This is a genomic window from Psychrobacter proteolyticus (assembly GCF_039762275.1).
Lineage (GTDB): Bacteria > Pseudomonadota > Gammaproteobacteria > Pseudomonadales > Moraxellaceae > Psychrobacter > Psychrobacter proteolyticus_C.
Map to the genome: position 1 here is coordinate 436,970 of NZ_JBDLOB010000002.1, position 12,747 is coordinate 449,716.

Genomic DNA, 12,747 nt, shown 5'->3' on the forward strand with positions numbered 1-12,747 from the left:
ATATTTTCCTTGTATTCGGTTGTCTTGTAACAGCGGTCTTTATAATTATTATCAAATTTTGATAACCAACCTTTACCATAAAAACCACTATTACGATTTGACTACTATGCTTAAACGTTTATCTCTAAACACTTATATTTAAAGACTTACGCTTTAACAGCATCGACAATTTTTTGAGCCGCGTCAGATAAACCTTGAGCTGAAATCAATTTCAGACCAGACTCTTCTAGGATTTGTGCGCCTAGCTCAGCGTTGTTACCTTCTAAACGAACAACAACTGGTACTTGTACGTCAACTTCTTTGATAGCAGCGATAATAGCTTCTGCAATCATGTCACAACGTACGATACCGCCGAAGATGTTGATTAGAACGCCTTCAACACTGCTGTCTTCTAGGATAATTTTGAACGCTTCAACAACGCGATCTTTAGTTGCGCCGCCGCCAACGTCCAAGAAGTTAGCAGGCTTGCCGCCATACAATTTGATGATATCCATGGTCGCCATTGCAAGACCAGCACCGTTAACCATACAACCGATGTTGCCTTCTAGAGCAACATAGTTTAGATCGAACTCAGCAGCTTTAAGCTCACGCTCATTTTCTTGAGTCTTGTCTTGTAGTGCTGCGATTTTTGGCAGACGATATAGTGCGTTTGAATCGATACCGATTTTGCCATCAACACAAACGATTTCGCCATTTTCACGAACAGCTAATGGGTTAATTTCCATTAGGGCAAAGTCGTTTTCAACAAATGCTTTATAAGCGCCAGTCATCAATTTAACAAATTGATTGATTTGCTTACCTTCTAGACCAAGTTTGAACGCAACGTCGCGCGCTTGGAAAGGCATTAAACCAACTAAAGGATCAACATTTACTTTGAAGATTTTTTCTGGAGTGCTGTGTGCTACTTCTTCGATATCTACACCACCTTCGGTAGATGCCATGAAAGTTACACGACGAGTTGCACGATCAACGACTGCGCCAAGATATAGCTCAGTTTGTACTGGATACATATCTTCTGCAACCAATACAAAGTTTACTGGCTGACCATCAGCATCAGTTTGGAACGTTACTAGGTTAGTACCGATCAGCTCTTCAGCAACTTGCTTAGCTTCTTCACGAGTTTTAACTAGCTTTACACCACCAGCTTTACCGCGACCACCAGCATGTACTTGCGCTTTAATTACTGCAATGTCAGTTGGGGTTTTATCAAAAGCTGCAGCAGCTTCTTCGCCATTATGAGCGATGATGCCTTCTTGAATTGGCAAACCGTAGCTTTTTAATAGCTCTTTTGCTTGATACTCATGTAAATTCATTGATTGTATCCTTTATTTTTTACAATTAATAAAAAGTGAAATCAAGTGCGCACATACACATATTAATCATACGTCTGACGCACTCATGATTGTGGCATCACCAAAATAGCGACACCCCAATCAGGTTGTAAATCGATAATAACTAAACGAGCAACTACTTATTTCTTACGTTTTTTGCGCTGGATAGCGTGAATAGCACGGCCATCTGCAGATAGAGCAGCTTCATGCACTGCTTCTGAAATAGTTGGATGAGCAAATGTCATCAACTGCAAATCTTCGATACTAGAGACAAACTCCATCGCGATCATACCTTGATGGACGATATCACCAGCACCAGCAGCGATAGCATGCATACCTAATAGGCGATCTGTTTTCGCATCAGCGACTACTTTGACAGAACCTTGCGCTTCGCTTTGCGCTAATGCACGGCCGTTAGCAGCTAAGTTGAAAGAACCTGTTTTAACTTCATAGCCAGCTTCTTCAGCTTCTTGCTCAGTCAAACCTACCCATGCGATTTCTGGGTGAGTATAAATGACATTGATGATAGTGTCATAGTTAACTTGAGGTTTTTCGCCATGAATACGCTCAACAGCCATCATGCCCTCTTCCATTGCTTTGTGCGCAAGCATAGGACCACGGACCAAATCACCGATAGCATAAACGCCATCAAGATTGGTTTTGCACTGATCGTTTACATCAATCAGGCCACGTTCAGTTAGCTTAATACCACTGTCATCGCCAAGCAATTTTTCAGAATATGCACGGCGGCCAACACAAACGATTAGCTTGTCAAAGCTCTCTTCAGAAGACTCGCCTTTGCTTTCGCTAGTGACGACAACTTGGTCACCTTGTACTTCAGCATTGGTTACTTTGGTATCGACACGGATATCAAGACCTTGCTTCTTCAGCATTTTGCCAGCTTCTTTTGAGATATCTTTGTCAGCAGCAGCTAAGAAACTAGGAAGTGCTTCATATACCACTACTTCTGCACCTAGACGACGCCATACTGAACCAAGCTCAAGACCGATAACACCAGCACCAATAACGCCTAGACGCTTAGGTACTTCAGTGAAATCAAGTGCGCCAGTTGAATCAACAATACGGTCACCGTCAGTTTTGGCAACAGGAATCTCGATAGGCACAGAACCGGCCGCAAGAATAACATTCTTAGCAGTGATCGTCGTTTCGCTTTCGTCTTTTAGAGCAGTAAATTTGACTTTTTTGTCAGTGCCCGTGCCGTCAACTAAAGTACCCCAGCCTTGTAGCCAGTCAACACCATTGCCTTTTAGCAACGCGGCAACACCACCAGTCAACTGCTTAACAATACCTTCTTTACGCTCTATCATTTTTTCGATATTGATAGCAACGTCACCAGTACTGATACCGTGCTCGTCAAGGTCATGCTTAGTAGCTTCGTAACGATGTGAGCTGTCAAGTAGGGCCTTTGATGGGATACAACCAACGTTTAAGCAAGTACCGCCAAGTGCTGGCTCGCCCTTATAAACGCGCTTTTCGATACAAGCAACACTCATACCGAGCTGGCCTGCACGAATAGCTGCTTCGTAACCACCAGGACCGCCGCCGATGACGACTAAATCATAATTGTCTTTCATAGTACGTTCCTATTTTTAATTGTATGTGTCATTTAAACTGGTTGTCATCTCGCTGTTAGACCAGCGTTATCTACACTGAATAGTTAATACACTATGTCAGTGAGATAGACTCACTTATCGATAATCGATAGCAAGTCACCATTATTAAATTCATTTAAACACAGTTATCAGCGCATCAAGTAATCGCTGAGTAATAAAAATCATTATCTATACCAAAGTTAAAAAGCTTGTATCAGCGGTTGCCAATACAAGCTTAAAAGCTTACAGGTCTAGTAGTAGCATTGCAGGGTCTTCGACCAACTCTTTGATAGTTACCAAGAACTGTACTGCTTCTTTACCATCAATCATACGATGGTCATAAGATAGCGCTAGGTACATCATTGGTAAGATTTCAACTTTACCATCGACAGCCATCGGGCGATCATTGATAGCATGCATACCTAAGATAGCAGTTTGCGGTGGGTTCAAGATAGGTGTTGACATCAGTGAACCAAATACACCACCGTTAGAGATGGTGAAAGTACCGCCAGTCATGTCTTCTAGACCAAGCTTACCTTGCTGTGCTTTACCGCCAAACTCACGGATTGTGCTTTCAACATCAGCCATGCTCATGCGATCAGTATCACGTAGTACTGGAACAACCAAGCCACGATCTGAAGATACTGCTACACCGATATCATAAAAACCATGATAAACAATGTCATCGCCATCTAGTGAAGCGTTTACTGCTGGGAAGCGTTTCAATGCTTCTGTCGCTGCTTTTACGAATAACGACATAAAGCCTAAACGTACGCCATGACGTTTTTCAAACTTCTCTTTATACTTAGCGCGCATGTCCATCAATGGCTTCATGTTCACTTCGTTAAACGTCGTCAACATCGCTGTATCTTGTGATGCTGATAATAGACGCTCAGCAACACGCTTACGAAGACGAGTCATTGGAACACGTTTTTCAGTACGCTCGCCCATTGATTCAGCAACAGGACGGCCGCTATCAGACTTGATGCTGCTGTCTGATTTCAATGTTGGATTAGCCATATCAGTTTTGGTTACACGACCACCGCGGCCACTACCTTCAACTTCTTTAGGATCTACGCCTGACTCTTTTGCTGCTTTACGAACTGCTGGGCTTTGATCTTTATGATCAGCTTCGCCTTTCTTATCTGTTGCTTGAACAGGCTCGCCACCATCAGCAGCTTGTTTTGCTTGAACTGGCGCAGCTGGTTGGTCTGGATCTACTGCTGGCGCTTCTTCTGCGCTAGCACCAGCACTTGCACCGGCTTCAAACTGAGCGATAAGCTCATCAGACAATACAGTATCGTCAACTTGCTTTACGATTTTGGTCAATACACCATCATCAGGTGCCACAACTTCTAATACAACTTTATCAGTTTCAATTTCAGCCAATAGGTCATCACGATTAACTTGTTGACCTTCAGTGACGTGCCACTCAACGATTGTGCCATCGGCAACCGATTCTGGAAAAACGGGGGCTTTGATGTCAGCCATCGATATACTCCTTAGATTTGGATATTCATACTTATTATTAAGTCGTGATAGGCAGTCAGTAGTTTTCTAATAACTTTGCTTATATTTTATTAAAAAACACTGACTGTCATCGCCTGATTCATTTATCTTCTATAATCTTTGATTAGACAAGGTGTTACTGAGCTAATTCATCAACACTTATGCCAAGGCCACCAGCAATAAGTGCTTGCTGTTGTTGAGCGTGTAGTTTTGGTGATCCTGTTGCAGGGGCTGCACTAGGAGGACGCGCTACTGGCTCCATGACTTTTGCTTTGGTTGGATGCGGTACGACAATACGGAACATATGCGGTGCTAAGTAGTACCAAGCGCCTTGGTTCAATGGTTCTTCTTGCGTCCATACGATTTCAGCTAGATTGCTATATTTCTCGATTTCAGCGATTAAGCGAGTCTCTGGCAATGGATATAATTGCTCAATACGAACGATAGCCACATGATCAAGACCTAATGCGCGGCGCTGCTCTAATAAGTCATAATAAACCTTACCACCACACAGAACCATACGAGTCACTTTATCTGCGTTGTGATCGTCCATCTCTGGCAATACCGTCTCAAACTTACCATTAGCAAGCTCTTCTAGATTAGAGGTCGCTAGCTTATGACGCAATAAGCTCTTTGGTGACATAACGATCAGTGGCTTACGAATAGGACGTACTGCCTGACGACGTAATGCATGATAAATTTGCGCAGGAGTCGTTGGGGTAATGACCTGCATATTGTCTTCAGCACATAGCTGTAAGAAACGCTCTAGACGTGCAGATGAGTGCTCAGGACCTTGACCTTCAAAACCATGTGGTAATAACATCGTCAAACCACAAACACGCTGCCACTTGGTCTCACCACTTGAGATAAACTGGTCAATCACAACCTGAGCACCGTTCACGAAATCACCAAACTGTGCTTCCCAAACGATCAATGCGTTCGGTACGGTGGTCGCGTAACCATATTCAAAGGCTAGTACCGCTTCTTCTGACAACAATGAGTTGTAAGTAGCAAAGCGCGCTTGATTTTCGCTCAAATGAGACAACGGTACATACATGCTACCATCGTTGACATTGTATATTTCACTGTGACGATGTGAGAAAGTACCACGGCCTACATCTTCACCAGTAATACGTACTAATACGCCATCGTTATCAACCAATGATGCATAAGCCAATGTCTCAGCCGCACCCCAGTTAAGAGGCTCTTCGCCCGTTTGCATCGCTAGACGCTGCTCAACGACTTTTTGAACCTGACGTTGTAGCTTATAGCCTTCTGGCATTTCGGCCATACGGCGTCCATAACCTTTGAGCTTTTCGATATCAACACTGGTATCCCAGTCATCAACCAAATCATGACCTAGATAAGGTTTCCAATCTACGAACAACTGCTCGTTAGGCTCTTGAACCAATGAGCTAACAACATAATCACCACGGTCTAACGACTCACGATAATCATCTTCGTACTGTTTCTCTTCTTCAGCATTCAAGATACCTTCTGCGATAAGTTTTTGCGCATAAAGAGTACGAGTAGTCGGAAGCTTCTTAATAACAGCATACATCAATGGCTGAGTTGCAGATGGCTCATCTGCTTCATTATGGCCATTACGGCGATAGCAGAACAAATCGATGATGATGTCTTTATCAAACTTATGACGATAATCTAATGCTAACTGAGCGGCAAATACGACTGCTTCAGGATCATCACCGTTTACATGTAGGATAGGAGCATGAACCATCTTGGCAACGTCAGTACAATATTCAGTTGAACGAACATCTTCTTGACGGCTAGTAGTAAAGCCAACTTGGTTATTGATCACGATATGCACAGTACCGCCAGTGGTATAAGCACGAGTCTGTGACATTTGGAAAGTTTCTTGAACCACCCCTTGACCAGCAAAAGCGGCATCACCATGAATCACGATAGGTAATACTGAATTACCACCAGTATTGTCTAGTAGTGGCTGATCGTTACGACGTACTTGACGTGCACGTACTGAGCCTTGTAGTACTGGCGCGACAATTTCAAGATGCGATGGGTTAAATGCTAAAGCCAAATGCGCTTCGCCACCTGGTGTCATCACATTAGATGAAAAACCATTGTGGTATTTAACGTCACCTGAGCCTTTTTCTGGCTGTACTTTACCATCAAACTCATCAAATAAGTCTGCAGGATTTTTACCTAAGATGTTCACTAGTAGGTTTAGGCGGCCACGGTGAGCCATACCAATAACCATTTCTTTTGTGCCATAGCCGCCAGCACGTTGAATGATTTCATTGATAGCAGGAATGAAGCTCTCACCACCTTCCAAACCAAAACGCTTAACACCCGTATATTTACGAGCAAGATATTTTTCTAGACCTTCAGCAGCGGTTAAGCGCTCAAGAATAGATAAACGTTTTTCTTTATCAAATTTGATATAGCCTAGATTAGTCTCTAGGTATTCTTCCATCCAGCGTTTTTCTGTACTGGTGGTAACATGCATGTACTCGACACCGATATGGCCACAGTAAACACGTTCCATGATTTCAATGATTTCGCGCAATGTCGCTTCATCTTTACCAATGACTAAATCATTGGTCGGGAATACGGTATCGAGATCAGCTTCTGACAAATTATGATAAGCAAGCGTCAAATCTTCTACTTCTGCACGTGGATGCAAATCTAAAGGATCAAGCTTGGCACGGCGATGACCGCGACGACGGTATGCTGAGATTAGTTGCTGTACGCCCATCTGCTTAGGATCACAGTTGGCAGAGCTGCTAGAGTCGGTATCAGTACTGCTACTCTTATTTGCCGTTTGATTACGAGCAAGTAGTAAGAACTGATCTTTGATAGCATTATGCTGAGCATCGTTCTGCGACTTATACTGTTCAAAGTAAGTTTGCCAGTCAGTATCAACGCTATCAGGGTCTGTTAGGTATTGCTCGTAGAGAGCTTCTATATAGTTGGCGTTATCGGCAGCCAGTTCGGTATGTACTTGGCCAGATTTTTCTTTGGTTATACTATTCATAATAATCGTCTATTTGATAGATAAATGAATGGAATCGTGCTTATTATTGTGTCAGTCGTTGTATGCTCAGATAGTTAGACAATGTGTCATATCCTGTTAAATACTATTCGATAAAACACTTTTATCCCTAAGTATTGCCATCACCATAGAATATTGCTGTCATTGTCTACAAGAGCAAGTGATGCTAAATAGTGGTAACAAGTCTTATTGCAATACCCGTCTAAAAATAAAACTATTTGTGAACGCTCAGTTTTCTTATCTAGCTCGTTTCACAACATTAATTTATATATACTTCTTTGAGTCATAACCAATCCATTAATAATAAGCTATTAATAGACAATTATATTTTCAGCTAACCTATAAACTGGTTATTGATGCTGAATTACCCTAAATTTGCTGATAAATCCTGCCTTTTCGGACAGACATACATTGCTGTATAGATTATCATGCCCATTTTTTGCGACATAGTTTGTTTGTTCAATACTAGGTATTTATGTAATGAATATCTATCATCAATTATAAACGCATAATCATTGTGCGCATAGTATTTTAGCTTGATAATGTCATAATCTGCTCAAACGGCACATATTAAGCGCTAAAAAAGACGCTCTAACCATCTCATTAAATACCAAATACAATTATAACAAAATTCGACTATGTCTATATTCGATTATATAAGGTGATTGTCTATATATTATTTCTTCTTACATACGACCAACGTATTGACCATACAGTTTTACTCTTAAATCATTTAATACCTATTTTTCAATAGGCCAAATTTACTGAATTTTCTAGATGACAAGTTAGTTATAAAAAGTAGTAAACCTATAATCAGCTTTTTAACTAACAAAAACACCACCTAATGAATAGGTGGTGTTTTTCGTATAATAACTATAAAGATCAATTATTTATGCTTAACCAGCTTGATCAATCAACATATTACGTAAATGACCGATCGCTTTGGTTGGATTCAATCCTTTTGGACAAACTGATACACAGTTCATGATACCGCGGCAACGGAACAAGCTAAACGGATCGTCTAAGCGAGCTAAACGTGCTTGAGTATCACCGTCACGGCTATCAGCAACGAAGCGATAAGCATGCAGTAATGCTGATGGACCTAGGAACTTATCAGGATTCCACCAGAAAGATGGGCAGCTGGTTGAACAGCAAGCACATAGAATACATTCGTATAGACCGTTCAGTTTTTCACGCTGTTCAGGTGACTGTAAACGCTCAGTTGGCGGTGCTGGCTGATCATTGATTAAGTATGGATGTACTTTTTCATATTGCTCATAGAACTGGTTCATATCGACAACCAAATCACGAACCACTGGCAAACCAGGTAGCGGACGAACCGTTACTTTTTCTGGTAGCGTGTTCATGTTGATTAGACATGCCAAACCGTTCTTACCATTGATGTTCATGCCGTCAGAGCCACAAATACCTTCACGGCAAGAGCGACGGAAAGTAAGCGTTTCATCTTCTTTCTTTAGGCGTAATAGTACGTCAAGCAACATACGATCTGAATCAAGTAGCTCAATCGTATAAGTTTGCATGCGTGGCGCTGCGTCCAGATCTGGATCGTAGCGATAGATTTCGATGGTGCGAGTACCTCGGCTCATAATGCTAAACTCCACACGTAGGTGATGGCGGGCATACAAAGATTGCAACATATTTGCGCTAGCTATTAATCAGTACTGATAACCAATATCGGATACCAATTAATAGCATAGTAGCGCTGGCATGAGCATGTAGCTGGCGGTCACCTTTTTAATAAATTAATAAGGGATAAAACGTTAACACTGCTGTTATCTATCAACTATATATATAAAGTATGCAGTCTAGAATTAGTAGACGCGGACTTTTGGTTCGATATAATCAACAGTTAATGGCACTTTACGTACTGGCTTATAAATGATGCGATTGCCTTCAGAGTACCATAAAGTATGCTTCATCCAATCGTGGTCATTACGGCCGTTAGGTGCGTAATCATCATCTTCTGGACGATCATAATCAGATACACTGTGTGCGCCGCGGCTTTCATGACGCTTCGATGCAGATATCATTGTCGCTTTTGCTACTTCATACAAGTTAGCAACTTCGAATGCTTCAATACGTGCTGTGTTGAACACTTGTGATTTATCGCCAAGATGAATCTTGTCGATTTTTTCACCTAGCGCTAAAATCTTCTCAACGCCTTCGTCCATCATCGCTTGCGTACGGAATACGCTAGCGTGTTTTTGCATCGTAGCACGAATCTCATCAGCCACGTCTTGCGCGTTGTAGCCTTCAGTAGACTGTTGCAATTTGTCTAAACGCTTCACTGTAAAGTCAAGTACGCGTGGATCAAGTGGCTTATAGTTATGATCTGCATGATGGAACTCATCAACGATATGCTTACCAGCTGCACGGCCAAATACCAATAGATCCAGTAGAGAGTTCGTACCTAGACGGTTAGCACCATGTACACTGACACAAGCACACTCACCGATTGCATAAAGACCTTTAATGACGTTGCCTTTAGCATATAAGCCGTCTTCATCAGTACCTGCATCTAGATCCGGTACAATCACTTGACCATGAATAGTGGTTGGAATACCGCCCATCATGTAGTGAATGGTTGGGATTACTGGAATTGGCTCTTTAGTGATGTCAACGTTGGCGAAGTTTTTACCAATCTCAAATACTGATGGTAGACGCTTCATAATGGTTTCAACACCTAAATGCGTCATATCCATTACGATATGGTCAGCATTAGGACCACAACCACGGCCTTCTTTGATTTCTTGGTCCATTGAGCGCGATACGAGATCACGCGGTGCCAAGTCTTTCACGGTTGGTGCATAACGCTCCATAAACGCTTCGCCATCTTTATTACGCAAGATAGCACCTTCACCACGGCAACCTTCAGTCAATAGTACACCTGCACCATGAACACCAGTTGGGTGGAATTGCCAGAACTCCATGTCTTGTAATGGAATACCAGCACGTACTGCCATGCCAATACCGTCACCAGTATTGATATAAGCATTGGTAGAAGCTGCGAAGATACGACCAGCACCACCTGTTGCTAGGACAGTAATTGGTGACTGGAATACTGCAATCGTACCCGTCTCTTGCTCAAGTGCGACGACACCGTTGATGTTACCAGCTTCGTCTTTGATCAAATCAAGAGCGATCCACTCGATAAAGAACTCAGTGCCCTGCTCTAGGTTTTTCTGATATAGCGTATGTAATAGTGCGTGACCTGTACGGTCAGCAGCGGCACAAGCACGTTGTACTGCTTTTTCGCCATAGTTAGATGTGTGACCACCGAACGGACGCTGATAAATCGTGCCGTCTTCGTTACGGTCAAACGGCATGCCCATGTGCTCAAGCTCATAGACTACTTTTGGCGCTTCACGACACATATATTCGATAGCGTCTTGGTCACCTAACCAATCTGATCCTTTAACGGTATCATAAAAGTGGAAGTGCCAGTTGTCATTGCTCATATTACCCAAACTTGCACCGATACCACCCTGAGCGGCAACCGTGTGCGAACGCGTTGGGAATACTTTGGTAAGAACTGCAACCTTCATGCCCGCTTCCGCTAAATGCAATGAAGCACGCATACCTGAGCCGCCGCCACCGACGATAACTGCATCGTAGTTTAGGGTCTTGATATTACTAATGGTATTGTCTTGTCTAGTTGCCATTACGGTTTTCCTAATGCCTGTTAATGCGTAAAAGTAAATCAAAGACTTTTTGAGACATCTCTATTACAGCTATAAAGGCTTACTATTTGGCCATCTCTACGCTTATAAAATAAAGAGTCTTAATAGTCGTTAACCACTTAATTTGCATATCTATCGTTATACTGAACTAAGCCTACTCAACTATAATCAGATTAGCTGATCAGTAATGCCAGTCCAATGCTATGACTATTCTTGGCTATCAACGGATGACTCTAAAATACTTTGCCAACTAATGTATCAGTTGAATGCATCCGTCGTTATATATAGATATCAGAGGTTTTTATGAGATGGTTAAACGGCAGCGATACCGAAACCGTTACCCCAAAAAATCATGATGCCCCAAAATAGAAATACTAAAATAGCGATAATCATCAATGACTGTAGTACTAAACGTAAACCTGCTGCGCTTGAGCCTAGTTTGCCCGTTGTAATATAGTCAGTAAATACTGTCCACATCCCAACCCAAGCATGACCAGCTAGTGCAAGTACTGCAACCAAGCTGAATAGACGCATCGGTAGGCTGGTCATAAATGATGACCATTCAACGAAAGTGACATCGCCATGGGTCAAAAAGAAGCCCAGCAATACCACACTATAAACGGCTAAAACAACAGCACTAATACGCTGAATAATCCAATCACGTGAGCCTGAACCTGTCAGACCAGTAGCACTTTTGATTCCTGAATCATTTTTTATCATTAGAACATCACCCATACAAATGACGCGACAACTAAAATCGCTGCAATCACAAAACTGACCATAGAGGCAGTGCGGCCAGATTTTAGCTCTTCGTTCATGCCCATATCAGCAAATAAATGTTTGATACCCATCACAAAATGATATGCAATGGCGGCAACAAATATCCATGCCAAAAAGCGCACAAGTACGTTGTCAAATACGGTCGCAAAACTCTCAGGCGATGCCAATGAGTTCTGTAGTATCCATAACATGACAGGAATCAATAAAAATAAAATAATGCCAGAGATACGATGCAAGATAGAGGCGATCGCGATCGGTGAGCGATTAACGCTAATCACTTGGCTTAAAGGCAGATCAATAGGTCGGTTGCTTTTCACAGCGGGCATCCTTTTGCGGTTATACTCCTGTATCTGCTATCAACGCCTGACATAAATAGTGCCAATTGAGCATTGAGCAACACACGAGACGAATAAAGTAAGGAAGAGCTAGCTGACTTCGTTTAGTTTGCGCTAAATATGAAGAAAGGATCATGTATATAAAGGTATTGATAGACTGTTCAGTGTCGCTTGTCGAATCGACAGGCCTATCAAACAACCTATCTATTATACAACAAAGAAAATAAACATGAGTAACATCGACTAACCAGTCTATTTTAGAGGTCGTATGAATAGTAAGACAACGTTACTATGTCTTCTATATCAGAGCAGACCTTATATTAGGCACTTGAAATCCTGTGCCAAACAAATAAAAAGATTGATTAAGAAGAAAATTCAAACCATAGAATGCGGTTTGGTCTATCATAACACCAGACAATCGTAAATAAGCATGAATAGAAGACGCTC

At 42.1% G+C, this 12,747-nt stretch carries 8 protein-coding genes; all 8 read right to left on the bottom strand.

Features of this window, described 5'->3' with window-relative positions; genetic code table 11:
* Nucleotides 1-146: 146 nt before the first annotated feature.
* The 8 genes from sucC to sdhC all read right to left on the bottom strand — a co-directional run bounded on the left by sucC (nt 147) and on the right by sdhC (nt 12,291).
* Nucleotides 147-1,313 carry an ADP-forming succinate--CoA ligase subunit beta gene (sucC, locus tag ABFV72_RS04905; RefSeq protein WP_057757869.1) on the bottom strand — a complete coding sequence of 389 codons (1,167 nt, stop codon included), beginning with the start codon at nt 1,311-1,313 and terminating at the stop codon, nt 147-149.
* A gap of 158 nt (nt 1,314-1,471) precedes the next feature.
* Nucleotides 1,472-2,926 (bottom strand): dihydrolipoyl dehydrogenase, encoded by a 1,455-nt coding sequence (gene lpdA, locus ABFV72_RS04910; RefSeq protein ID WP_347162658.1) that lies wholly within the window; start codon nt 2,924-2,926, stop codon nt 1,472-1,474.
* 261 nt (nt 2,927-3,187) lie between these two features.
* Nucleotides 3,188-4,435, bottom strand: a complete 1,248-nt coding sequence (odhB, locus tag ABFV72_RS04915; RefSeq protein ID WP_101204629.1) for a 2-oxoglutarate dehydrogenase complex dihydrolipoyllysine-residue succinyltransferase — start codon at nt 4,433-4,435, stop codon at nt 3,188-3,190.
* A 154-nt stretch (nt 4,436-4,589) separates the two neighbouring features.
* Nucleotides 4,590-7,466, bottom strand: coding sequence for a 2-oxoglutarate dehydrogenase E1 component (locus tag ABFV72_RS04920; protein ID WP_347162659.1), 2,877 nt, complete (start codon nt 7,464-7,466; stop codon nt 4,590-4,592).
* Between the two features lie 914 nt (nt 7,467-8,380).
* Nucleotides 8,381-9,091, bottom strand: coding sequence for a succinate dehydrogenase iron-sulfur subunit (locus ABFV72_RS04925; RefSeq protein WP_055123743.1), 711 nt, complete (start codon nt 9,089-9,091; stop codon nt 8,381-8,383).
* A 225-nt stretch (nt 9,092-9,316) separates the two neighbouring features.
* Complete coding sequence (gene sdhA, locus ABFV72_RS04930; RefSeq protein ID WP_347162660.1) at nt 9,317-11,167, bottom strand: succinate dehydrogenase flavoprotein subunit; 1,851 nt, start codon at nt 11,165-11,167, stop codon at nt 9,317-9,319.
* Between the two features lie 330 nt (nt 11,168-11,497).
* The gene (gene sdhD, locus ABFV72_RS04935; protein ID WP_057762261.1) at nt 11,498-11,902 is read right to left on the bottom strand and encodes a succinate dehydrogenase, hydrophobic membrane anchor protein; all 405 of its coding nucleotides are present in this window, start codon (nt 11,900-11,902) and stop codon (nt 11,498-11,500) included.
* Between the two features lie 2 nt (nt 11,903-11,904).
* Entirely contained in the window at nt 11,905-12,291 is a 387-nt protein-coding gene (sdhC, locus tag ABFV72_RS04940) for a succinate dehydrogenase, cytochrome b556 subunit (RefSeq protein ID WP_082624524.1), read from the bottom strand.
* Nucleotides 12,292-12,747 lie beyond the last annotated feature (456 nt).

Excerpts from the sequence above, each read along its gene's own strand:
- sucC (WP_057757869.1), bottom strand. The coding sequence starts at position 1,313 with ATGAATTTACATGAGTATCAAGCAAAAGAGCTATTAAAAAGCTACGGT.
- lpdA (WP_347162658.1), bottom strand. The coding sequence starts at position 2,926 with ATGAAAGACAATTATGATTTAGTCGTCATCGGCGGCGGTCCTGGTGGT.
- odhB (WP_101204629.1), bottom strand. The coding sequence starts at position 4,435 with ATGGCTGACATCAAAGCCCCCGTTTTTCCAGAATCGGTTGCCGATGGC.
- ABFV72_RS04920 (WP_347162659.1), bottom strand. The coding sequence starts at position 7,466 with ATGAATAGTATAACCAAAGAAAAATCTGGCCAAGTACATACCGAACTG.
- ABFV72_RS04925 (WP_055123743.1), bottom strand. The coding sequence starts at position 9,091 with ATGAGCCGAGGTACTCGCACCATCGAAATCTATCGCTACGATCCAGAT.
- sdhA (WP_347162660.1), bottom strand. The coding sequence starts at position 11,167 with ATGGCAACTAGACAAGACAATACCATTAGTAATATCAAGACCCTAAAC.
- sdhC (WP_082624524.1), bottom strand. The coding sequence starts at position 12,291 with ATGCCCGCTGTGAAAAGCAACCGACCTATTGATCTGCCTTTAAGCCAA.